At 30.9% G+C, this 23687-nt stretch carries 22 protein-coding genes; 4 read left to right on the plus strand and 18 right to left on the minus strand.

Going from position 1 to position 23687, the window contains the following annotated elements; genetic code table 11:
* Nucleotide 1 precedes the first annotated feature (1 nt).
* The 6 genes from HY951_13480 to HY951_13505 all read right to left on the minus strand — a co-directional run bounded on the left by HY951_13480 (nucleotide 2) and on the right by HY951_13505 (nucleotide 6308).
* Nucleotides 2–1399 carry a T9SS type A sorting domain-containing protein gene (locus HY951_13480; protein ID MBI5541071.1) on the minus strand — a complete coding sequence of 466 codons (1398 nt, stop codon included), beginning with the start codon at nucleotides 1397–1399 and terminating at the stop codon, nucleotides 2–4.
* A gap of 73 nt (nucleotides 1400–1472) precedes the next feature.
* Nucleotides 1473–2048, minus strand: a complete 576-nt coding sequence (locus tag HY951_13485; protein ID MBI5541072.1) for a GNAT family N-acetyltransferase — start codon at nucleotides 2046–2048, stop codon at nucleotides 1473–1475.
* Between the two features lie 199 nt (nucleotides 2049–2247).
* Nucleotides 2248–3228 carry a 23S rRNA (adenine(1618)-N(6))-methyltransferase RlmF gene (gene rlmF / locus HY951_13490; GenBank protein MBI5541073.1) on the minus strand — a complete coding sequence of 327 codons (981 nt, stop codon included), beginning with the start codon at nucleotides 3226–3228 and terminating at the stop codon, nucleotides 2248–2250.
* A 92-nt stretch (nucleotides 3229–3320) separates the two neighbouring features.
* Nucleotides 3321–4385: a hypothetical protein gene (locus tag HY951_13495; GenBank protein MBI5541074.1), complete on the minus strand. Its 1065-nt coding sequence runs from the start codon at nucleotides 4383–4385 to the stop codon at nucleotides 3321–3323.
* 30 nt (nucleotides 4386–4415) lie between these two features.
* Nucleotides 4416–5570, minus strand: a complete 1155-nt coding sequence (locus HY951_13500; protein MBI5541075.1) for a hypothetical protein — start codon at nucleotides 5568–5570, stop codon at nucleotides 4416–4418.
* A gap of 18 nt (nucleotides 5571–5588) precedes the next feature.
* The gene (locus tag HY951_13505) at nucleotides 5589–6308 is read right to left on the minus strand and encodes an SIMPL domain-containing protein (GenBank protein MBI5541076.1); all 720 of its coding nucleotides are present in this window, start codon (nucleotides 6306–6308) and stop codon (nucleotides 5589–5591) included.
* Between the two features lie 144 nt (nucleotides 6309–6452).
* Here HY951_13505 and HY951_13510 point away from each other — a divergent pair, with 144 nt between their 5' ends.
* The 3 genes from HY951_13510 to HY951_13520 all read left to right on the plus strand — a co-directional run bounded on the left by HY951_13510 (nucleotide 6453) and on the right by HY951_13520 (nucleotide 10922).
* Nucleotides 6453–8258 carry a histidine kinase gene (locus HY951_13510; protein ID MBI5541077.1) on the plus strand — a complete coding sequence of 602 codons (1806 nt, stop codon included), beginning with the start codon at nucleotides 6453–6455 and terminating at the stop codon, nucleotides 8256–8258.
* 206 nt (nucleotides 8259–8464) lie between these two features.
* Entirely contained in the window at nucleotides 8465–9208 is a 744-nt protein-coding gene (locus tag HY951_13515; GenBank protein ID MBI5541078.1) for a response regulator transcription factor, read from the plus strand.
* Between the two features lie 10 nt (nucleotides 9209–9218).
* Nucleotides 9219–10922 carry a peptide-N-glycosidase gene (locus HY951_13520; GenBank protein MBI5541079.1) on the plus strand — a complete coding sequence of 568 codons (1704 nt, stop codon included), beginning with the start codon at nucleotides 9219–9221 and terminating at the stop codon, nucleotides 10920–10922.
* Nucleotides 10923–11047: 125 nt separating this feature from the next.
* On the opposite strand, the gene HY951_13525 is transcribed toward HY951_13520, so the two are convergent.
* The 10 genes from HY951_13525 to hydG all read right to left on the minus strand — a co-directional run bounded on the left by HY951_13525 (nucleotide 11048) and on the right by hydG (nucleotide 18200).
* Nucleotides 11048–11914: a hypothetical protein gene (locus HY951_13525; protein ID MBI5541080.1), complete on the minus strand. Its 867-nt coding sequence runs from the start codon at nucleotides 11912–11914 to the stop codon at nucleotides 11048–11050.
* 259 nt (nucleotides 11915–12173) lie between these two features.
* Nucleotides 12174–12512, minus strand: coding sequence for a DUF86 domain-containing protein (locus tag HY951_13530; protein MBI5541081.1), 339 nt, complete (start codon nucleotides 12510–12512; stop codon nucleotides 12174–12176).
* Nucleotides 12505–12804: a nucleotidyltransferase domain-containing protein gene (locus HY951_13535; GenBank protein MBI5541082.1), complete on the minus strand. Its 300-nt coding sequence runs from the start codon at nucleotides 12802–12804 to the stop codon at nucleotides 12505–12507. Before HY951_13535 ends, HY951_13530 begins: the two co-directional genes overlap by 8 nt.
* Before the next feature lie 108 nt (nucleotides 12805–12912).
* Entirely contained in the window at nucleotides 12913–13881 is a 969-nt protein-coding gene (locus HY951_13540; GenBank protein MBI5541083.1) for a TonB family protein, read from the minus strand.
* Between the two features lie 16 nt (nucleotides 13882–13897).
* Entirely contained in the window at nucleotides 13898–14677 is a 780-nt protein-coding gene (locus tag HY951_13545; protein ID MBI5541084.1) for an amidohydrolase, read from the minus strand.
* Nucleotide 14678: 1 nt separating this feature from the next.
* Entirely contained in the window at nucleotides 14679–15197 is a 519-nt protein-coding gene (locus tag HY951_13550; GenBank protein ID MBI5541085.1) for a 1-acyl-sn-glycerol-3-phosphate acyltransferase, read from the minus strand.
* 367 nt (nucleotides 15198–15564) lie between these two features.
* Nucleotides 15565–16137, minus strand: a complete 573-nt coding sequence (locus tag HY951_13555) for a rubrerythrin family protein (protein MBI5541086.1) — start codon at nucleotides 16135–16137, stop codon at nucleotides 15565–15567.
* Nucleotides 16138–16140: 3 nt separating this feature from the next.
* Nucleotides 16141–16419 carry a hypothetical protein gene (locus HY951_13560; protein MBI5541087.1) on the minus strand — a complete coding sequence of 93 codons (279 nt, stop codon included), beginning with the start codon at nucleotides 16417–16419 and terminating at the stop codon, nucleotides 16141–16143.
* An 84-nt stretch (nucleotides 16420–16503) separates the two neighbouring features.
* A complete protein-coding gene (locus HY951_13565) occupies nucleotides 16504–16761 on the minus strand; it encodes a hypothetical protein (protein ID MBI5541088.1) in 258 nt (85 codons plus the stop codon).
* Between the two features lie 11 nt (nucleotides 16762–16772).
* A complete protein-coding gene (hydG, locus tag HY951_13570) occupies nucleotides 16773–18200 on the minus strand; it encodes a [FeFe] hydrogenase H-cluster radical SAM maturase HydG (protein MBI5541089.1) in 1428 nt (475 codons plus the stop codon).
* A gap of 250 nt (nucleotides 18201–18450) precedes the next feature.
* Between hydG and HY951_13575 the strand changes: the two genes are divergently transcribed.
* The gene (locus HY951_13575) at nucleotides 18451–19161 is read left to right on the plus strand and encodes a hypothetical protein (protein MBI5541090.1); all 711 of its coding nucleotides are present in this window, start codon (nucleotides 18451–18453) and stop codon (nucleotides 19159–19161) included.
* Nucleotides 19162–19203: 42 nt separating this feature from the next.
* On the opposite strand, the gene HY951_13580 is transcribed toward HY951_13575, so the two are convergent.
* Together HY951_13580 and HY951_13585 are read right to left on the minus strand one after the other, a co-directional pair.
* Nucleotides 19204–21480 (minus strand): tail fiber domain-containing protein, encoded by a 2277-nt coding sequence (locus HY951_13580; GenBank protein ID MBI5541091.1) that lies wholly within the window; start codon nucleotides 21478–21480, stop codon nucleotides 19204–19206.
* 86 nt (nucleotides 21481–21566) lie between these two features.
* On the minus strand, nucleotides 21567–23687 hold a 2121-nt coding region (locus tag HY951_13585), incomplete at its 5' end, for a tail fiber domain-containing protein (protein ID MBI5541092.1).

A 23687-nucleotide genomic window follows, 5' to 3' on the forward strand; every position in this document is an offset into this window, starting at 1 on the left:
GTTATTCTTTTATAACTTTCCTAATTATTTTTTCATTATTAATATTTGTTACAACAATAAAATACAATCCCCCTTTAAAAGAACTAATATCTACATTTGAAAAATTCTGCGATATTTCCCTTATTTTCTCTAAATTGTTAAATATTTCAATTTTCTTTATTGTTCCAAAATCTTGTGAGATTTGTAAATTGATTATACCTGATGTTGGATTTGGATATATTTTAATAAAGTTATTAGTGTCAAGTAATTTTTCATCAATTTTTACGAAACCCCCATTGGCATCAGTTTTAATTAAATAAACATCATAATTTGCAGTTCCTGAAATGACAAATCCTCCATCAAAAGTTTGAGCAACACAATTTCCCCAGGAATGATAAGTTTTCACATAATTATTAGACCACAAAGTATCTCCATAGCTATTTGTCTTAATTAAATAGACATTATCTGCACCTGTAAACATATGTGACTTGGTTCCTGCAACTATAAATCCACCATCGTTAGTTTGTACAACAGAATTAAAATTAAAATAAAAATCTAACAAACTATAAATTTTTGTCCATATTATATTTCCATTTATATCAATTTTGTTTAAGAAAGCAGACCAATCAGTTACAGAGGTTTGAATATCTCCTGCTATAACAAAGCCTCCATCACTAGTTTTTGAAACTGATTTGCCAGAGTCGTCACCAGTTCCACCAAATGTTTTTGTCCATAATGTATCTCCATTTTCATCTGTACGTATTATATATACATCTGTTAAACCTGACCCAAAACTTTCTGTTACTCCAGTAATAATATACCCATTGTCATTTGTTTGAATAACAGAGTTCCCATAATCATGACTTTGCCCCCCATAAGATTTTGTCCACAAAGTATCTCCATTTACATCAATTTTAATAAGATACACATCCAAATCAACTGCACCATTGGTATGAGTTGATCCAGTTATAATGTAACCATTATCATTTGTTTGCGAAATAAAGAATCCTGCATTACCTTCAGGTCCACCAAAAGTTCTAGTCCATAAAGTATCTCCATTGTCATTAAACTTAATTAAATAAACATCATTACCACCTGCGCCAAAACTTCCTGTAAATCCTACTGCAATGTAACCACTATCGCTAGCTTTTGTTATAGAAAGTCCATATTCATCACCTGTACCACCTATTTTTCTTGTCCATATGGTATCTCCAATATTATTGGTTTTAATTAAATAAACATCACTATATCCTGAAATATTTACTTTTCGACCAGTTACAATATAACCGCTGTCTAGGGTTTGAATAACAGAAAAGCCATAATCATAATTTTCGTCTCCATAGGTTTTATCAAAATACATTTGTGACATAACTGAAAAAGTAAATAAAAAGCTACCAAGCAAAATAACGAGTTTTTTCATAATTAATATTTTAAAAACATTATACTAATAATTAGCTACCAAAATAGCTAAAAGTGTATTACAAAAAAAATAATTAATGTACATCTCTTTTAATTAAAAATAACTTATGTCCGAAATCTAATTCTTTATATACTTTAAAACCGTGTTTGTTATAAAATTCTATATTTTTCTGCATCGAGGTTTCTAAATATATTGGACGCTTTGTTATTTCACTTTCTTTAATAAGATCCTTTATCAGTGAACTTCCTATTCCTTTACTTTGTACTGTTGAGTTTACACCAATAAACCATAAATAAAATATTGGTTCTTTAGGATATGAATTTTTTATTTTTGAATTACGATCCTGTACTTTTTTTATTCTGGTTAAACCTATTGAGGAATAAGCCAATTTTAAATCAAGTAGAATAGTTTTTAATGTCGTTTTTTGCTTATCTGGGAATAAAGTCAAAGCGCAGGCATTTCTATCTTCCGACAAATAAACATTTCCAAACAAATAACAGATATCAAAAGAATATTCCATTAATTTTTTTATTCTTTGTTCTCTTTTGTTGTCTTGTTTTATCACATAATTTACACTGTTATTATCATCAAATACCTTAGTAAGAATATTTACAATATGAGATTTATCTTTATAGTCAGCTTTAATCACGTGTTATTTTTTTTGTTTAATTTAATTTTTAATATTTATTCGATATAAAAATAACATATTTATTAACGACATAAAACACCTTAATGTCATACTGTCCTCCGCTGTGGCGGAGCAGCGAAGCTATATATATCTAGTATATAGATTCTTCACTTCGTTACACTACGTTCAGAATGACAAAGAAGATATAGTATTTAGCATTTTATATTTTTTTAAAATCATTCCATCTCGTATTCTTCCAGCTTTTTTGCTCCTCTTTAGTTAAAAACGACCATGCTAAAATACGGCTTGTTTTATTTCCTTGTCCCATTGGAATAGTCTCCACTTCTGTTGCCTCAAGGTGCTTAAGCAATTCATAAAAACCTCGTAAATGTGTTTGCTTTGCAACTAATGAAGTGTACCAGAAACAATTTTTCGAAAACTTTTTGCTTTCGCGAATCATATTTCCGACAAATCGCTCCTCTCCGCCTTTATAGCAAAGTTCATTATACTGACCACCAAAATTTCTTATTGGCTCAGATATTTCATGCTTATTTAAATTAGATAATTTCCTTAATGTACCTGATTGTGCTTCCTTTATGGTTGGATGAAATGGAGGATTACAAATTGTAAAGTCAATTATTTCATCTTTAGAAATAACACTATAGAAAAAATCTTTAGGATTCTCCTGCATTCTGCATTCAACTTTTCCTTTTAATAATAAATTTTCAGAAATAATATTTTTTGCATTAGCAATAGAAATTGGATCGATATCTGAACCAATAAAGGACCAGCCATATTCTTTTACACCAATAATAGGGTAAATACTATTTGCTCCAATCCCAACATCCATGCATTTTATTTTTTCACCAACAGGAATTTTACCATAATTATTTCTGCATAACAAATCTGCAATATGATGTATATAATCTGCTCTACCAGGAATTGGCGGACATAAATAACCTTCGGGAATATCCCAGCTTTCAATTCCATAATGATATTTCAAAATTGCTTTATTAAGAACTTTTACAGCTTCCGGATTAGCAAAATCTATGGATTCATCATTATACAAATTCAATTTAACAAATGACACTAATTCCGGACAACAAGCTTTAAGTTCTTTAAAATTATAACGCTCACGGTTTTTATTACGTGGGTGTAATTTAGGTTTTACCGTAGGTATTTCTTTCTTTTTTTGTTGCATTCCTGATCTTAAAGTTTTAAATAGACTTCAAATTTAAACAAAAAAGCAAGACTCTTTTCAGAATCTTGCTTAAAATTAAAACACCGGTTTAATTATATAAACCTCTTCTTCCTTTTTTTATCCTTTTCTTCACTTTCTTTTTTTAGTCTTTTTGACTCATCGTATTTTTCAAGATTCTCGACAGAGTATTTAGCTTTTAATGAATATACAATTTGTATTCTAGGTTCTGCAAAATCGGCGTTTAAAACAACATCAAACTGATTAAATGGTATTTTGTTATAATATATTGTTTTATTCTTGTCAGAATATTTAACAATAAATTCGGTGTCATCTTCTTCGTCGTTATTATTAACATTAATGTTTACTGTTGCATTTTTTCCAGTAATAAATGTGTTCTTTCTTGCATATTCTTTTTTCTTTTTAGCAACTTTAATTTCTTCAATTGAACTTCCTGTGTAGAAAGCTGTATAGCTTGCATATCGCTCCAATGGGTATGTTGCGTTAAAGCCATCATACATGTTTAAAATATCAATTTTTAAACCCATTTTCGTAAAATCTCTTTCTTTGTTTTTTATAATATCAATTGCAGTATTTCGTATCGTATCGAAATATAGTTTTAAATTGTCTAAATTATAATCTACCTTAACAATATCGTAAATCTCAGCCTTTGCCATTATTGTGGTGAGTTTGTCAAGCAAGTCATAATTATAGATTAGCACGTGAATATTCTTTTTTAATTGAAAGCCAATTGGAATTTCGTTAGCTGTTTTACCGAATTTTTTTGCCTCAAGTTTTAACGAGTATGAAGGTACAAATGAAATAAGATCAATATGAATACTTGACTTATTTATTCCAATTGCAGCAAGTTCAGCACGAACAGTGTTAATTCTGACATTCATCAGGGAGTCGGTTTCTACTGCTGTTGACCCGTTTTGTGTAACACTAAAAATAACAGTGTAACTGCTTGCAGGAACATTCATAAGTACTTCTGCGCTTATTTCAGGGTTATTATCGTAAGCCTGCCTCATATTTACACTAAATTTCTGTGGAGTCATTACGTATGGATTGTTGTAAATCACATTTCCTGCGGATTGCCCATAACTTGAAATATCAAGCAAACAAAGCAATATTGCGGTTAAATAAATTATTATTTTCATATATTATGTATTTTGTTATACTAAACCATTTTAATTCTCAATCGCTTTATAACCTTTAATTTTAGCAACTTCCATTATTGAGATATTTACTGCATTGCCAAAATCATCCTGTGTATTGCTTGCCTTTGTTTGACTTGCAATATAATCCATACGTTTTTTTGAAAGTTGTGAAATTTCCTTTTGAATATCATCTCTTTCTTTAGTTTTCTTTTCTATTTCTTGCTGTAATTGTTCTTTGTTAAGATTCTGATATTCTTTCGGAAGTGTTTTTACATCAACATTTTTAATATAAGTAGAATCAGCAGAAATTTTATCAACCAAATCCCATGAAACATTATTATAAACCGATTTTGATTTTGAAACAACTCTTTCTGTGGCATTTGCAGTTGAAATTGATCCGGCATTCATATCCTGTGCACTTTGGTTTGTATAACCAGTATATCCTGCCGATCCATAATAAATATAAGTTTTATTTAATCTGATATTACAATTATTTATTTGCTCATCATAAGGTGTAACAACATATAAAACTTTTTCATTAGAATTTATACAAAAATATTTTCCTTTGCCTCTATCGGCTCCGTCTTTCCAACTTCCCTTCTCGCCTTCCAAACAGCTGCCACAATGAATTGTATTTATATAAATATCTTTACTTACAGCTTCACTAATTGCCTCTTTGTAACTAACACTTCCCTGAGTGAAAGGCTCATTGCCTGCAATATAAATAAGTTTCATATTATAACTTTCTCTTCCCCAGTCAAGTTTTTTTACAGCCTGTTCAATAACAGCACCGCAATACTCGGAGCCACCATTTGTTGTTATTGCAAATAATTTTTCAGAAATTAAATCCAAATCGCTTGTAAACGGAGTTACCTGTCTGATAAAATTTGTACTTGCCGACAAACCATCATTCCCATACATGTAAAGAGCTATCTCAATACCAGGTTCTTTACCTTCGTATTTAAGAGTTGTAAGTGTATTAATTATATTCCACAATCTGGATTTTGCCTGCTCAATCAAGCCATCCATACTGTTTGAAGCATCAAGTAATATTGCTACCTGAATTTTTTCACTTGTCAATTTTACTGCCGGAGCTACAACTGTTGTATCCTGTGCATTTCCACTACGACACCCAAATAATGTCATCAAGTAGAAAACCGCTGTAATTACTGTTATTTTTTTCATATTGATTATTGTTAAATGTTATAATATTTCAAACTTTGTTTTTATTTCAAATCTTAATTTGATTGATGGAACATGTGATTCACTATTGCCAGATCCTGAACCTGTGCTTGGTTGGTACATTACCGAATTAGAAGTCATATTACTGTAATTATTATTAAAATTGCCATACCATGAATTATTATTCAATATAGGTTCTTGTATTTCTATAACTTCCAATACTCTTCCACATTTCTGACCAATAGCCTCTAATAAAACCTGAGCTTTTTCTTTTGCAGCCTTTATAGCTTCTACTTTTACCTGTCTTCTGTAGTCTGTTATTTTTGAATGTGTGCTTTGTGTAATTCTTAAACTACGAATGAAATCTGTGTCGAAGTCTTTAATAAAACTCAAATCATACTTTGCACAATCAAATTTCAATTTATAAGTTTTTGTATCATAATAATGTCTATAATCCCACCACCAATAATACCAATAATAAGGATTATCCATAGAAATAAATGAAACTGCCATCTTTGGAATGTTATGAGCTTCGAGAACAGAAAAAAACTTTTTCTCAACTTCATCCATAGAATGCTTGGAACTTTTGTAATTAGAACTTAAAATAATTTCAAGTTCAATCTGGTCGGGAATAATACTCATTTCGGCACTTCCTGTAACCTCAATCATTGGTTGAGTTATGTCCTGTGAATAGATTTTGCTTACTATAAACAGGGCGAGAATAAAAAATAATGTTTTCATAATTTTGTGATTTAAAATTTGATCAAAAATACTTTCATAAATAATTGTATTTTAATACAAAAGGGTGTAATAGTATTTTGACTTGGTAAAACAGTTACCTTAAATGATAAAATTTCTTTTACTTTGGTATATAATTTCAAAACGATGTTTAAAAGAGCAATTATTCTTTTTTATCTGGTAGCTGTTTCTTGGTCTATTGCTACAGCTCAGTCAATCTCAGCAGATACTGTAAGCTTAATTAATAACAATAGCAGTATTAATAATAGTGCATTACAGCTTCAAAATTCATTAAGTTCAAATCAAAACAGTTCAGAAATTTCTGCAGGATATTTCGATTTAGCAATGGAATTAATCAAAACCGGAGATTTTGCAAAAGCCGAGGTTTATATGATTAAAGCTGTTCAAATTGAATCAGGAAAAAAGAAAAAAAGCAATAGAATAAGCGAATATTATAGAGAACTGGCAAAAATTCAGGAAATCCTTAAAAAAAATGATGTAGCATCAGACAATTTTTTAAAAGCATCTGAATACACTACTGATAAAACACAGAAACAAATAAACCAGAATGATGCATACCGCTTAAAAGGCAATACAAATACTAAGGTAAAACTTCAATATCTGCAACAAAATTCGGTATTATTAAATAATAGCAATAATAGTTCAGAAAAAGTACAAAACCTTACACAAATGGCTAATGCTAATTTAGCATTGAATAATAGCGATCAAGCTCTCGAAAATTATAATTCGGCTTTAAATATTGTTGATAGTAACAGTGAAAAATCAATGCTTATTAAAAGTGATATTGCTAATTTATATGCAGAAACAAATAATTTCGATAAAGCAATAACCGTTCAGAAAGAAGTTGTAGAACAATCATTAAACATTGCAAATGTTGAGACCCAGTTGCAGCAAATGCAAAAATTATCTTCATTATATTTTGCTAAAAATAGCGTTGATGAAGGACTTAAGGTATTGCTCGACGCTTACAAGCTTTCATTAGATAAAGGAAATATCAAAGCAGCAAAATCAAGTCTTGAAATGTTGGCAAATTATTACGAAAAAAATAAAGATAATCTGAATATTGTTAAGCTTTATAAGAATTTCATTGGTAATTTAGAAACACTTATATCAAAAGACAGTAGTCTTGTTGATAAACAAATATTTAATATTAACGAAAAAAAGATTTCTCAGCTTGAAAAAGAAAAAACTTTAAAAGACGAATTAATTGTAAGAAAAAACAATTACAATTATGTACTGGTAGGTTCTGTATTAATTTTATTATTTCTTCTGGCAATAATTATCAAAGCATGGATTTCTATAAAAAAGAGAAATATCAGAATCGCTTTGCAATCATTAAGACGCGAAATGAATCCACATTTTATTTTTAACAGTCTTAATAGTGTTAACCAGTTTATAGCCGAAAACAATGAACTTGAGGCAAACAAATATTTAACATCATATTCTAATTTAATGAGAAATATGATGGAAAATTCTAATAAAGATTATGTGACTTTAAGTTTAGAAATTGAGCAGTTAACCAAATATCTTGAACTTGAGAAACTTCGTTTTGCTGACAAATTTGAATATATTATTGAGGTTGATGAAAATATTGACAAGGATACTGTTCAAATACCAAACATGATTATTCAACCAAACCTCGAAAATGCTATCTGGCATGGCTTACGCTATAAAGAATCAAAAGGACTTTTAAAATTAAAATTCACAAAAGAAGGTAATAAAACTGTTGTTTTTATTGACGATAATGGAATTGGTTTACAAGAAAGTAAAAACATTAAAACAAAAAATCAGAAATTGCACGAATCGCGTGGATTAAAGAATGTACACGAAAGAATTTATTTGCTTAACAAATTATACAATAATAATATTCGTTTTGAAGTTACAGAAAAATCTGAAGTTGAAAGTGGGGTTATTGTTAGGATTGAGTTTTAAATCGTTTTGTCATTCTGTCCGCCGCAGCGGAGGAACATCACGATTTTGTCATTCTGAATGAAACGAAGTGGAGTGAAGAATCTATTCTAGAATAGATCCTTCACTTCGTTCTGGATGACATTCTAGTTTTTGTCAGTAATCAAAAACGGAGCTCATATTAAATTTTTTATTAATTTTATCAAAAACTACTGTCAGTTTAATTTCTAATGAAAATAAGAAGTGTAATAGTAGAAGATGAGCAATCGGCAAGGGAAGCATTAAAATCTTACCTAACTAAATACTGTCCGCAAATTGAGGTGGTGGGCGAAGCTAAAGATGCAAAACAAGCTGTACCACTTTTACATGAATTAAATCCGCAACTCGTTTTTCTTGATGTTGAATTACCATTTGGAAATGCCTTTGATGTATTAGATGAATGCAAAGATTTATATTTCGAAACAATCTTTGTAACCGCTTTCTCAGAATATTCATTAAAAGCGTTAAACCAGAGTGCTGCATATTATTTATTAAAACCTGTAAGTATTGAAGAACTTATTATTGCAGTTAACAAAGTTCAGGAACATGTTATAAACAAAGAAATTTTTGACAGAAACAGAGTTGTTGTTGAAAATTTTCGTGAGCAGGAACCTGAAAAGCGCCAGGTTATATTGCCTACACTTGAAGGTTTTGAAGTAATAAAAATGGAAGAAATTATTCGTTTGCAGGGTAACGGAAATTTTACAGATATCTATCTTAAAGATGGTAGCAAAAAAATGGCTTGCCGCTTTTTAAAACATTATGCAAAAATACTCCCCTACCCTTTTATACGTGTACATAAATCGCACATTATAAATTTAAATTGGGTAAAATCATACCATAAAGGTTTAGGCGGTTACGTAATACTAAACAACAATACCGAAATTGATATTTCTGCAAATTACAAAGACAGTTTTTTGAAATTCTTCAAATAATAAAAAAGAAATGAGATTAAGTATAATTTTAGCTTTCATTTTTATAGTAAATATTTGTAATGCCCAAACTGAAAAAACAACAGATATATTTGGCTATAAAATCACTTACCTAAGGTATTCTAATGGTAAAATTGAAGAAGAACAAGATCCCATTGTTGTAATTACTAACAAAAAAGAAACATTATTATCTTCTGAAAATATTCAGTCAAACAAAATATCTTATCCATTTGAATTAACAAGAATTAACCGGGCTGATAATTCTTATATTCAGATGGCATTTTTAAATAATAATAGTACTACAGCATTTATTGATTCTACATCTATTGCAAAACAGAACTTAGAAATAATTAACGAAACAAAAACAATACTTGGTCACATTTGTAAAAAAGCAAAAACTGTTATTAATTCAAATACCATTGAACTCTGGTACACAAACGAACTGGATGTTAAAGGCGCACCTGGAATGCTGGGTCAGAACTTAGGATTGGTTTTAGAAACTATTAGAAATGGGAATTATGTTATAACAGCATCAAAAATCGAAAAATTAACAAATTATAAGCCAAATATTGTGTCATCTGGTTTTAACACTACTCCCAAAACCGATGTTTTAACCTACCGTGACCTTATTTGGCAAAGTAGATTTACTACAATAAAAGTTTTTGATGAAGAACTTGTAAGATTTTCTGATGAAGCAAAATCAAACGATAGTATTTTAAGATTTGCAAAAGGGCTTATAATAATTCGTAAAATTAAATTTCCACCTATTAAAAAAGGACAAAATGTATTTATCGATATTCAACAATGCTCAAATGGCGATGCATACGATAGAACAGGTACTGCTTTTATTATACCAACCGATAAATCAACTTCATTTTTGGATGGTTTGCAAAAAGGCACTAAAGAATTACCAAAATACACAAACGGAAATGGCTCAGAATATCAGGGTGTAGTAGCAACAGAAAATTATCTGCCTTTACTGGAATTAATGAGATTTTTTACTCCATTTGGCATTTTAAAATACAATTATTTAGAACAAAAAGGTAAAAAATGGCATGAAATAACACCGTTCAGACAAGACATTACAGATCTTGCAAGTTATTTAAGCAATAGAGAACTCTGGGTTGGTGTAACTATTGGAAATTATGATAAAGGTGGGCATAAAATCTCGATGAACATTACAATTCATCCTGAAGAAAATCCATCGCTAAACAGCCAGGCCTTTTCAGAAAGCAAAGTATTGCCTTTATTCAATACTGTAAACATATTGGAAATGGATGGTCAGAATTACGGATCAATGTTCAGCAATGAAAAAGGTTTGGAAGTAACATTTAGCATAGATAAAGACATTAAAAGTGCAAAACTGAAATTCATAACAACAGGTCATGGTGGTTGGGAAAACGGTGATGAATTTCTACAAAAGAAAAATACAATTTTGCTGGATGATAAAACTGTCTTCTCATTTATTCCATGGAGACAAGACTGTGGCTCATACCGTTTATTTAACCCCTGCTCTGGGAATTTTCCAAATGGTTTATCATCATCTGATTTAAGCAGATCGAACTGGTGTCCCGGAACTGTAACAAATCCTACATACATTGATCTTGGAGATTTAAAAGCAGGTAAACATACTATAAAAGTTCAAATACCAATAGGTTTACCAGAGGGTGGAAGTTTTAGTTCATGGAATGTGTCGGGTTGCTTAATCTGGGAGTAAGAGCATTTATATTCTCTTAAAACAAAAGCATAGTAAATATTGATTTCTCTGCTTAATTATGAACTAAGCTGTGTGGGCATTGCTCACTCGCTGGTAGCGAGCGAATGCAAGGACGAGTGCATGGATTAATCAACCGATTCATTATAACTTGTAATTGTCTCAGATATAAATTGCCCTATTCCCAAAACATCTTTTATTGGGGATTTTGATTTCAATTCTTTTGAATATTCTAATAAGTTATAGTAGCTTTTTGGATCATTATCTTTATTATTAAATATAAATTCTAACTTTTCTTTATTATCATATTTTTCAATTATTCCATAATTTTTAGGTAATACTTCATATCCATATAAGAGTAATTCATTATGTATATCCAAGCTTTTATTAATTATATTAAGCTTTTCAAATACATTTTGTGTTTCAATTTCATCCCAGAAAATATATTGATTTTGTTTCCAATAATAAAACCCTGTTAGTTGTGGAAAATCTGATATTTTAGCCAATAATATGAACATTGAACTACATAAGTGAAAATATAAATAGTCCCAATATTTTTCCTCTACTAAACAAATCTGTGCATTTAAATTGTCTATTCTTGATGAAAATTCTAAATATTCAAATCGATCTAATTTTGGCAAAAACATTGATGCATTAATTAGATTTTTAAAGGATAAATCAAATTCTTTTTTTTCAAATAACAATTTCGATTTCAATATAATTAATTCTATTAAATATTTAAATTCAGTATTATTATATCTTTCTGTTATTTCAATAGTATTTATATACTCTAAGGCCTTTTCAATATCTGCTTTTTCATAAAGCATTGCTAACTTACAACAAAATGAGAGATTATAATCATTGTACTTTGAAAAGGAAAGATCAATAAATTCAATTCTATCAGCTGATCTAATTTTTTCTTTTTGCAAATAATTAAGAAAATTATTTACAAGTCTGTATGAGTCATCAAAGTTAAATTCAAGGTAATTTTTCAAGTAAAATTCCTGAAAATCAGCAAAAATATTCTGAAAGCCATTTTGTTTATAATTTTTGTCTAATAACTTATTAAAAGCTGTTATTTTTATACCATCACCTTTAAACAAGAAAATTTTGTCATATGTGCTTTCTTCTATAGTGCTCAAAATAATTTAACTTTAATTATTTCTAAAAACCAAATATAATCAATAACATATTAATTAAAAAACAAATATAAAAAATGATTAAAGTAAACTGATTTATGAACAAATACAATAATTACTCCTCTAATTTTGCATTAATTTCGGCACTAAGTTTTGGCAAATGATTAATAACAATACTCCAAATTAAATCGTCCGAAATTTTATCGTAACCATGTGCAATTCGATTACGTGTTCCAATAATTTTTTGAGCGTTTTCTATTTCAAAATTATTATCCTTTTTTAAGATTCGGTTTATTGCTTCTCCAATAATTTCAATATCTCTTTCGATTGCACGCTTTGTTTTAATATCTTTTAAATAATCTTCGAATTTCTTAGGTTTATCAATAAAATAACTTTCAATCTCACTAATGGCCTGTTGTATATCAAAAAGCCATGTTTTAATTTCGCTATCCATAAACAAGTTGTTTTGATGAATCAATTGATTTTCTTAAGTATGGATTACTAATTGCCTTATCTTCCAATAAATCTACTTTATGTTTAAAAATATTTTCAAGTGAAAATTTTAATTCAAAATAATTATCGGCATAATCATACAATTCAACACCATTAAAATCAACAACTAAATCAATATCACTATCGTTTTTAAATCTATTTGTTAGCACAGAACCAATAACAAATAGCCTAGCTACATTATGCTTTTTACATAAATCACGAATTTTGTCAATATTGCTTTCTATCAGATTCATAAAGCAAATATACTAATTTTAAAGAAACAATAAAAATGATTAAATAATTCTGATTTATAAACCTAAAAAGCACTCGCTCGCAGAATGCTAGTGTGAGCAAGAAAAAAATCAATTCAACTTAAAATTTAATGGTATTTGAAATAACACATTAACTAAATGCCCTTTATGTTTTCCTGGTTTCCATGCAGGCATAGCTGAAATTACTCTTATAGCTTCTTCATCCAAAATTGGATTGGCGCCTTTTAAAAGTTCAACTTCAGAGATATTACCATCTTTACCAATAATAAACTGAACAAAAACTTTTCCCTGTATACCTTTTTCTTTAGCAATTTCAGGATAAATTACAGTTTGGGCAACCCATTTCATCATTTCATATTCACCACCAGGAAATTCAGGTTTAGTTTCAACAACGTAAAAATTGATATTATCACTTGTAGTATCATTTTTATTAAACACAATATTTTCTTTGAATACTAACTCACCATTTGAAAACAAAGTGTATTTTTTATCTTTTATAGTTACAATAAATGTATCTTTTGAAAACCTTGTAACATTTGAGAACCATCTTTTTGACAATAAGCTATCATTCGTATTTATTACACCAAAAATGCTACTACCATCACCATAAGTATCTTCATTAGGATTATCCTTTCCTACTACTGCAAAACCATTTGAAAATTTTTCTACAATTTTATATTTATATGGAATTACTAATTCTCCTTTTGTATTAATATATCCATAATATCCTGTTCCAAATTTTTCGAACTTACGAACAAAGGCTAAACCATCTGAAAAAGAACCAGCATTGAAATATTCTTCAAGAAAAACTTTTTTCCCTTTTACATCAATAAAAGTATAAAAAGGTATAAAACCACTAGATTCCCTAACTAATGCGATTCCTTCACTAAAAAGCTCAGCCTGATAATATTGAAATTTTATTACTACTTTTCCTTTATTATTTACATAACCCCATTTACCATCTTTTTCTTTTGGAGTTAAAGTATTTACCTGGCAATAAATTAAACTATAATTAAAAAACAGAAGTAAATAACAAATAACAAATTTAAATTGTCTCATGACAAATATCTTAAAATTATATTTTTATAATAAAGTCATCTGCATCTTTCCACGCAGGAAATTTTTCTTTAGCATCGTTTAGTAATCCAAGATTTATTGTGCATGTTATTATTTCTTCTGCAAAAGGTTTTGCAAATGCCATTTCTCTACCAGCATAGTCTATAATCATGCTGTCGCCACTATGAGAAATTTGCTTACCATCATTACCGACTCTGTTTACTGCAGCTACATAGCACTGATTTTCCATAGCACGAGCATAAAGTAATTTTTTCCATGCATCATTTCTGCGCTCAGGCCAGTTTGCAACAAGTAACATTACATCATAATCATTTTTATTGCGCATCCACACTGGAAAACGTAAGTCGTAACAAATCTGCAGAAAAAATCTAAAACCTTTATATTTTACAATTGTGCGTGTATTTCCGGCTGTGTATTCGTTATGTTCACCGGTAATAGTAAATAAATGATGTTTATCGTAATAATGAATTAAACCTGAAGGTTCGGCAAAAATAAAACGATTAAAATATTTTCCGTTTTCTGTAATAATAACACTTCCGCCAATTGCAAAATTATTATGTGCAGATTGTTTGATAATCCAGCTTACAGTTTGTCCATCCATTGCTTCTGCAATCGGACGAGGATTCATGGAGAATCCTGTAGTAAACATTTCTGGCAATAAAACAATATCGGTTTTTCCTTTTAAGTCTGAAAAATTATTTTCAAACTTTTTCATATTTTCGGCAGGATTTTCCCAAACTAGATCGCTTTGTATAAGCGAAATTTTAATTTCTTCCATATTAGCTTTCTGTAGTAAAACCTTCAGGATGTTTAGCTTTTACACCAACATAACAAGCTTTTATTTTAAGCATATCGGCATCAAAGTCGCCGGTTGGCTCGAATATCCAAAGTGGTCCAAGTTGTTTTTTTCCGTAATCAACAGTTGATACAACAACAGGCACTTTAGCTTCAGTTGCTATCTGATAAAAACCTTTTTTCCACCGTTTCACTTTTTTACGTGTTCCTTCAGGAGTTATAACAAGGAAAAAAGAATCACGTTTTTTATATTCAGCAACCATTTGAGCAACCATATCGTTATGCCTGTCTCCCCTTTTCACAGGTATTGCACCTAATGCCCGAATTATCGGTCCTACCGGGAAAAAGAAAAACTCTTTTTTAATTACAAATTTTGCACTAATTCCAAAGCTGTGTAAACCCAGCCAACCCATAATAAAATCCATAATGCTGGTATGTGGTGCTGCAATAACCAAAAGCTTTTTGGCATCGGGAGGAAATGAACCAATTAAATGCCATCCCATTATTTTCACTACAGTTCTTGCAAATCTTTTAGCAGCCATTATCTAATTTAGAATTTACGATTTTCGAATTAGGATTTTATGAATTACAAATATAACTTAAAGTTTTATTTTAAATAACAACAAATTAATAACATATAAACTAATGTCATTCTGAGTGTAACGAAGAATCTAAATTCGAAAGCAGATTCTTCACTACGTTCAGAATGACAAAAAAAATGTAAAATAAAACAGTCAGGCCGAAAGACCTGACTGCATAAAAATATCAAAAAAAATACTACTATAGTCATGGTGAGCGGAGTCGAACCATGACCCTTCGACTTCCCTTCGTCAGGCTCAGGGCAGGCGCTCAGGGGGACTTTAGTGGCTTTTAGAAATTTTCTCCCAATAACTCAAAAAATGCTTTTGGATGTGCGCATACCGGGCAGTTTTCCAAAGCTTTTGTACCTTCATGAATATATCCGCACTCGCGGCACATCCATTTTACTTTTTCGTCTTTCTGAAAAACCTTTTCGTTTTCAATATTTGCCAATAATTTTCTGAATCTTGCTTCATGTTCTGCTTCAATTTTTGCAATTAATTTAAAAGCTGTTGCAACATCTTTAAAGCCTTCTTTTGAAGCTATCTCTGAAAATTCAGGATAAAGCATTGTCCATTCCTCGTTTTCGCCATTAGCTGCAGCTAAAAGATTCTGAGGAGTAGTTCCAATAATACCTGCAGGATAAATTGCAGTAATTTCTACAGGACCTCCTTCAAGAAAATTAAAAAATCTTTTTGCATGAGTTTTTTCCTGTAATGATGTCATCATAAACATTTCGGAAATTTGCTCGTAACCTTCTTTTTTAGCCACTTTAGAGAAAAATTCATAACGATTTCTTGCCTGTGATTCGCCTGCGAATGCTTTTAACAGGTTTTTTTCTGTTTGTGTTCCTTTTAGACTCATAGTTTATTTGTTAAATATCATTTTTTGTACTTCAACTCCATTTATTTTTTTAAGCTCTGATTCAAACAAATCCATTTCATCAACCAAGCCTGTTAACTCTAATATTACCAGTCCGCTTAAACTGCAATAATTGTCAACTACCTCATGTAAACCTAATCTTGTTTTAATAGAACAACCAAATTTAGTAAACAAATTCTGGATTGCAATAGCATCTTTATTTCTTTCAGAAACATATATGCCTAAAATTCTTATTTCTTTCATAGTTTTTATTGTTTCTGTCATTCTAGAATCTATTCTAGTTTACCCTTCGATCCGCCGCGGCGGACGCTCAGGGTGACTCTAGTACCACTCAGGATGACAAAATATTTATATCGAAAAATTCATTTCCTGAACTTCAATTCCACCAATTTCTGTAAGTTCCATTTTTAATTTAAAAAATTCTTCAGGTGCATCAACAATTTGTAGAATAATAAAACCTACTCTACTGCATGTGTTTTCAGAAACCTCATGAAAACCCAACCTTGTTTTAACAATGTGCGCATATTTCGACAAAATTATCTGAGTTTTATTTGCCTCTTTAATTCTGTCTTTTATTGCAATACCAATAATTTTATAGCTTGACATATTTTTATAAATTAAAAATATAAATCGTGTTTTCCTTGTTTAATAAGCTCAATTCGTTTTTTTAGTTCTTCGGTATTTGCATTATTCTCCAAACCGGCTAATTCTTTATCAATTGCTTTCCAACCCTCAATCTTAACATCAGGAGTAGCATAATCCATTAAATACTCAGCCAAAGTTAAAATTGCATTCGGAGTACAAAAACGTTTTATAAAGCCGGGAACAGAAAATTCCATAAAATGTTCTCCTGTTCTACCCTGTCTGTAACAAGCTGTACAGAATGAAGGCAAATAACCTGTATGTAACAAATCACGAATAATTTCATTCAATGATCTGTCATCATTAATCTTAAATTGCTCACGGTTTAAATCCTGCTCCTGATTCTTAAATTTGTAATATCCGCCAAGCTCAATTTTGGTTCCACCGTCGATCTGCGAAACTCCAAAACTAATAACCTCATTACGAATCTCGGCATTTTCGCGGGCAGTTAAAATTAAACCAGTATACGGAACAGCTAATCTTAAAATTGCAACCAATCTGGTAAATTCACTATTGCTTACCATATATTTAGGATCAACATTTAGTGAAGAGGCATCCTGAATTCTTGGGAAAGATATTGTATGCGGACCAACATTGTAACATGCTTCAAGATGATTTGTATGTCTTACCAATGAAAGCACTTCAAACCGCCAGTCGTATAATCCAAATAAAACACCAATACCAACATCGTCAATTCCGGCTTCCTGTGCACGATCCAACCCAGTCAGACGGTAATCATAATCTGCTTTTTTACCACCAAGGTGATATTGTTTATATGCTTCGGGATTATATGTTTCCTGAAAAATCTGATAAGTTCCAATACCTGCTTTACCAATTGTTCTGAATCCCTGAATATCTAATGGTGCTGCATTAATATTAACTCTTCTGATTTCTCCGAAATCTTTTTTAACATTATACACTAATTCAACATCGTGAGCAATACGTTCAGGAGAATATTCTTTATGTTCACCGTAAACAAGAATCAATCTTTTTTGTCCATTTTCTTCCAATGCAACAACTTCTTTTACGATTTCTTCGTCGTTAAGTGTTTTTCTTATCGCTTCAGTATTTGTTGAACGAAATCCACAATACTGGCAATTATTAGAGCATTTATTGCCAATGTACAATGGGGCAAATAAAACTATTCTGTTTCCGTAAACTCTTTCTTTAAGAGTTCTTGCACCTTGTTTTATTTCTTCAATCAACTCAGGATCTGTAGCATTAATAAGCACTGCAGTTTCTTCGAGCGTCAATCTAAGTTTACTTAATGATTTTGCAATTACTTCGCGAACTCTTTCTTTTGTTGAAACAGTATTATTAATACAGTTCCAAATCTCACTCTCACTTATAAATGGCTGCATCCTTTTATCGGGAATAACACATTTTTCTGGATTAAATTTCATTTTTTTAGATTTAGGAATCAGCAAACTTTATTCTTTTGCATTACAAAATTAGTTTTAATTAATATATGTTTAGATGATTAAAGTTTGGTTATATTCTGTTATTTAATATCATATATCTAACCATTTAGATTTTAGAATAATTCATTTTATATTCATTGACTACAAAAGATTTACATTCTTAAATAATTAAATTAATAATTTTATTTACATGTCCTTTAACACTTAAAATCTTTTTATTTATATTTGAAACATGAAAAAAGCAATTTTAATAATAGCATGCAGCCTTTTTTGGTTTGGAGTTCAAGCACAAAAAAAGAAATCAAAAGATAATCCCACATGGTTTAATCTTGAATTAAAAGGTGGTGGCGGTATAAGTTTACTCGCAAACAGCAACATCTGGGGTGACGACAAAATAAGTTACTTTCATTTTAAGTTTCAGCCTGCATATGGGATAGGACTTGGTTCACACATTGTAAAAGGACTGGCTGTGCAGTTTGAAAAAAGCTGGTCAACATTCGGCCAGAAATTTTCATATAATAATAATCTTCCCGACCAGAATTACGAATTCAAATCAAATGAATGGGCATTTTATGTTAGAAGTACTGGCGAAAGTGACAATGGAGGATTTGTAGGATTAGGTTATAGAGCTTCAAGTATAAGTGGTACTGATTCAATTTCTAAATTCAGAAAAAATTTAAGTTTTATTCAACTTGAATTTGGCGGACCAGTATGGCAAAACAATATGCTTGATATAAACTTAAACATGAGAATAGGATATTGCATAAACGATATGGTAACTGCAAAAGATTACCACCCTGGAGCATATACTACTTATCCAAAATATACAGGAACCCACCCTATTACTGCTCAATTATTGGTTGGATTAAACTGGCACATTGGTTACTGGGCAACCTCAAATTGCAAACATAAAGGGTTTAATTTCTTTGGTCCAAATAGTTAGAAATAACATTATTCTCAATATTTCTCTCCTATAACCTAAGTTTTATTTTTCAGCCTGAAATTTTTTAATCTTTTCTATTTCTGCTTTTAGGTTATTAATTTCTGAAGCTTGCGAATTAAACTTTTCGTTTTCCTGAAGCAGTTTATTTATTTGAATTTGCTGCACATCATTAATTTTTTTCTGATCCTGCAATGCTTTTATCAATGGAGAAATAAAATTACTGTAATTCACTGTTTCAACTATGCCATCATAATTATAACTGACAAATAAAGGGTTAATTTTTTCTACTTCTTCAGCAATTAATCCAAATTGTTTTTTATTAAAGTTATCATTCTTATAAATGTAATTAACAGGACGAAGTTGATATAACCAATCTATATTTTCCATATCGGAGATATCTTTCTTATAGCGTTTTGAAGAAGCTACATATCCTAATTTTCCAGTATTATCAATAAACAAATCACGATTTGTAGTTCCTACAGTTGAATTATAAACAGCTGGCAAGTAAGTTTCTCCATTCTTTAAAACAGTCATTGCATTGGTTCTCGAGGATGCAGTTGCGCCAATACCAATAATAAATAACGGGTCGGTTGCAATCCAGTTTGTCATACCTGTAGCAGAACATGTTGTATCGTTATATCTTCCTATTACAAATGATGCATAAGGCTTTGCATTAGTTCCCCTACTAAATGCAGTTGAATAATCACCTCCAGCCCTGTTTATGTAACCCATGGCAGTTGAATATAAGCCTGCTGCTGTATTTAATTCTCCCAAAACAGTAGAGATACCACCACTGGCAGTATTATTTCTACCAATTGCAACAGAATAGCTTCCGGTAGCTTTTGCATTATATCCTATAGCTGTAGCAGAATATCCACTTGCAACTGAATTTGCACCAATTGCACTGGCATATTTCCCGCTGGAAGTTGAATTAAATCCGATTGCTGTGGATGATTCGCCACTTGCTTTAGTTAATTTACCCATTGTTGTTGCATACCAGTTATTAGCTTTAGTTTGATAACCCATGGCAAGAGAATACCATCCCAATGCCGTATCCTGAGTACCAAATGCAAAAGCTCCTTTTCCGCTGGCTATTGATCCCATACCAAAAGCATATGAGTAGTTGCCGCTTGCAATTGTGGGATTAGTAGGTGCACCAATAGAATCAACTCCTGAAGATCCGATTGCAAAACATCTCAGACCCTGGGCTTTTGCTCCCGAGCCGATAGCATAAGAAGCACTGTCGCCGGCAAAAGCATAGTTACCCAAAGCATATGTGTTAGGACCTTTAGCAGTTGCAAAATATCCTATTGCAGTTGCATAATTCCCTCTGGCAACAGTTTTATAGCCCAACGCCTGAGACTGCATACCTATTGCTTTTGACTCAAAACCGGAAGCAAAAGAATTTACTCCCACACTATCTTTATTTTCAATAAGAACTCTGCCTGTTAAAAAAGCCTCTTTTGTAGGATACCACAATATTCTGGCTTTACTCGGATCAATAATTTCAGTAGTATCAACGCTTACATTTAAATAATCTTTAATTCCGCCTGAATTAATTCCCATTACAGCAAAACCATCATTATTAATATCTTCATTTAAAAAAATTCTTGTTTTATCTGGTGTTACTTTCAAATAATTATGTGTTATTGCTTTTGCGTTATTTCGTCCACTTACTGCAAAACCACCTCGGTTAGATTGAATAGCATCATCGTTTACAAACACATTAACGCTATCTTGATATACTACAAAAACTGTCTGGCCTAATGAATTTTTAACCTCAAATAACGGATCAGTTGCCAATGCAGTTGAACTTCCCTGAATAACCATTCTACCAGATGGATTATTAAGTCCAACACCTACATTACCATTATTTGCATTGTAAATATTGTTACCACTTTTATTCCACAAAGTATCAACATTCCCTGCGGCTTGAGAATACATAGCATATGGAACAGAAAGAAGTTGAGTAGTTCCCATATCAATATAACCACTGCCAAGATCTGCTTCTACCTTAATAAAATGATTTGATGCTCCCCAGTTTATTGTTGAAAAATTTCCTGTAACAACAGTTCCATTTCCTACAGATAAAGATACTATTCCAAATGTATTCGTTGTTAAGGTATGTGTCTCAACATATTCTGCAACACCAACAGCAGAAACAGGAATAATACTTAATCTCAAATTTACTGATTGAGATTGTAACACATTACCAGAGGCATCACGAATTACAGCCTGATATTGAAAAGACTGAGGTGTCTGAGCAACAGAAGTTAATGTTATAACTGTTGCAAAAATCGAGAACAATATATTTTTCATAATGTTATATATTATTTAAATTTTTCAAAAAAAATTTCATAAACTAGATTAAAATAATAATCAAATTAATAACTATATTAAATTTGTTACTTCTCAGACTGATACTTTTTAATTTTCTCAATTTCAGCTTTAAGGTTATCTATTTCTTTAATTTTCGTATAAAGTTCAGCGTTTGCTTGCTTTAATACCGTTAATTCCGTTTCTAATGAATTATTTTTTGCATTCAATTCCTGAATAGATTTTACCATAGGCATAATAAAATCAGTATAGCGTAAAGAATATACTTCCTTGTTATTTTTAGGTATTTCAATTCCAGGAAAAATAAAGCCACAATCATTAGCAGCCTTTTCAACATCTTGTGCAATAAAACCAATATAACGAATCTTCTTAATTTCAGAATGATCAATTTTTGAAAATAATGAATCAGGTGTTCCCCATAATTGATGTAATATTTCTGGATTTTCATTATAGGTTACTGGCTTTAACTTAGTAATAAAATCAAGCCCATGAACATTATCAGAGATGTTAGATTTAAAACGGCTATCAGAATAAGCAGTAATTCCTGTTACCTGTGCCCTGATCTCAGTGATTGCAGTATTCCCTAATAAAATCTGATTATCTCCTGTGCACTGAGCATTGGCAATTCCGTAACCTAATAAGGTAACATTGGTGCGGCTAGTAGTTAGGTAGGTATCTGTTCCAACAAAGGTACATCTTGTGTTTACTACCCCAAAAGCACCCATTCCAGCATAACGCCCTAAAGCAGTATTATCACTTCCTGTAGCTCCGTTATAAAGCGAATAGGCTCCGCATGCAGTATTTCTTAGCCCTGTTGTATTGGAGTAAAGCGCCTCTGACCCACATGCAGTATTTTGTTCGCCAGATGTATTATATAAAAGCGTCCGGGATCCGCATGCTGTATTATAATATCCATAGGTATTACGATAAAGCGCATATGATCCGTAAGCACTATTATAACTTCCATTAGTGTTGTAATAAAGTGTGCTTTCTCCTGTTGCAATATTGCTATGTCCGGTTGTATTGGAAAAAAGTGACCACTTTCCAATTGCACAATTCACCGCTCCTGATGTATTAGAATACAAAGATTGATGTCCATATGCTGTATTGTCATATCCGTCAATATTGTTATAAAGCGACTGATAACCACTAGCTACATTATATGTTCCTGAACTATTAAAATAACCAGCTTGGTAACCAATAAATACGTTAAAGTCTGCCAGATTACTAAATCCAGAATTATATCCCATAAACACATTGTATTTACCTGAAACATTAGAATATCCACTCATATTACCAATAAAGACATTTCTATTTCCATCAGAATTTAAAAACCCAGCACTATCACCAATAAAAATATTACTATAACCATTATCATTACTGTATCCTGAACAATATCCAATAAAATAATTTTTATATCCTGAAGTGTTAAAGAAACCACTTTTATAACCAATAAATGAATTATATTTACCTATTGTTAATGATTTACCTGCCAGATGTCCTATTAAATAATTGTTCGGAGTCATTTGCATATAACCGGTTTTATTAGTTCCATTAATATTTTCAACTCCAAATCCTTTTAATGTATCTTTTGTCCATATTTTAGAATTATCCGGAGTAACGTGCAAATATTTATTTGTAAATGCTTTTGCATTATTTCTTCCACTAACTGCAAATCCACCTCGATTTGATTGAATAGCTTCATCATTTACAAAAACATTTACGCTATCTTCATAAACAACGAATACTGTTTGACCTATTTTATTTTTTACTTCAAATAGTGGTTCAGTAGCAGGTGCTGTTACACTTCCCTGTACAACCATTCTACCAGTGGGATTATTTAACCCAATTCCTAATCTTTCATTTGAGTTATCCCATGTAAAATTTGAGTTTCCATCAAACACTCCGGAGTTATTAAACTGAATGGTTTTATTTAAACCACCCGGAGTACCTGTGTTTAAGTCGGTACTGCTGATATTAAAATTCGGATAAATTCCTGTGACCGTTGTTGCACCTCCTTGGGTTAATGTTACCGTTTGATCTGGTGAACTGTTTGAAAAAGTTGTACCTGTCAAATTTAATCCTGAGCCTGCTGTATATGTTGTATTATTATCTGAGCTACTTATTGTGAAATTTGGATAAGTTCCTGTGACTGTTGTTGCACCGTTTTGAGTTAATGTTATTGTTTG

The sequence above is a fragment of the Bacteroidia bacterium genome (genome assembly GCA_016218155.1).
In the GTDB taxonomy this organism is placed as follows: Bacteria; Bacteroidota; Bacteroidia; order Bacteroidales; family GWA2-32-17; genus GWA2-32-17.

Coding starts and splice junctions, on each gene's coding strand:
- HY951_13480 (MBI5541071.1), bottom strand. CDS start 1,399: ATGAAAAAACTCGTTATTTTGCTTGGTAGCTTTTTATTTACTTTTTCA.
- rlmF (MBI5541073.1), bottom strand. CDS start 3,228: ATGCAACAAAAAAAGAAAGAAATACCTACGGTAAAACCTAAATTACAC.
- HY951_13495 (MBI5541074.1), bottom strand. CDS start 4,385: ATGAAAATAATAATTTATTTAACCGCAATATTGCTTTGTTTGCTTGAT.
- HY951_13500 (MBI5541075.1), bottom strand. CDS start 5,570: ATGAAAAAAATAACAGTAATTACAGCGGTTTTCTACTTGATGACATTA.
- HY951_13505 (MBI5541076.1), bottom strand. CDS start 6,308: ATGAAAACATTATTTTTTATTCTCGCCCTGTTTATAGTAAGCAAAATC.
- HY951_13510 (MBI5541077.1), top strand. CDS start 6,453: ATGTTTAAAAGAGCAATTATTCTTTTTTATCTGGTAGCTGTTTCTTGG.
- HY951_13515 (MBI5541078.1), top strand. CDS start 8,465: ATGAAAATAAGAAGTGTAATAGTAGAAGATGAGCAATCGGCAAGGGAA.
- HY951_13520 (MBI5541079.1), top strand. CDS start 9,219: ATGAGATTAAGTATAATTTTAGCTTTCATTTTTATAGTAAATATTTGT.
- HY951_13530 (MBI5541081.1), bottom strand. CDS start 12,512: ATGGATAGCGAAATTAAAACATGGCTTTTTGATATACAACAGGCCATT.
- HY951_13535 (MBI5541082.1), bottom strand. CDS start 12,804: ATGAATCTGATAGAAAGCAATATTGACAAAATTCGTGATTTATGTAAA.
- HY951_13540 (MBI5541083.1), bottom strand. CDS start 13,881: ATGAGACAATTTAAATTTGTTATTTGTTATTTACTTCTGTTTTTTAAT.
- HY951_13545 (MBI5541084.1), bottom strand. CDS start 14,677: ATGGAAGAAATTAAAATTTCGCTTATACAAAGCGATCTAGTTTGGGAA.
- HY951_13550 (MBI5541085.1), bottom strand. CDS start 15,197: ATGGGATGGCATTTAATTGGTTCATTTCCTCCCGATGCCAAAAAGCTT.
- HY951_13555 (MBI5541086.1), bottom strand. CDS start 16,137: ATGAGTCTAAAAGGAACACAAACAGAAAAAAACCTGTTAAAAGCATTC.
- HY951_13560 (MBI5541087.1), bottom strand. CDS start 16,419: ATGACAGAAACAATAAAAACTATGAAAGAAATAAGAATTTTAGGCATA.
- HY951_13565 (MBI5541088.1), bottom strand. CDS start 16,761: ATGTCAAGCTATAAAATTATTGGTATTGCAATAAAAGACAGAATTAAA.
- hydG (MBI5541089.1), bottom strand. CDS start 18,200: ATGAAATTTAATCCAGAAAAATGTGTTATTCCCGATAAAAGGATGCAG.
- HY951_13575 (MBI5541090.1), top strand. CDS start 18,451: ATGAAAAAAGCAATTTTAATAATAGCATGCAGCCTTTTTTGGTTTGGA.
- HY951_13580 (MBI5541091.1), bottom strand. CDS start 21,480: ATGAAAAATATATTGTTCTCGATTTTTGCAACAGTTATAACATTAACT.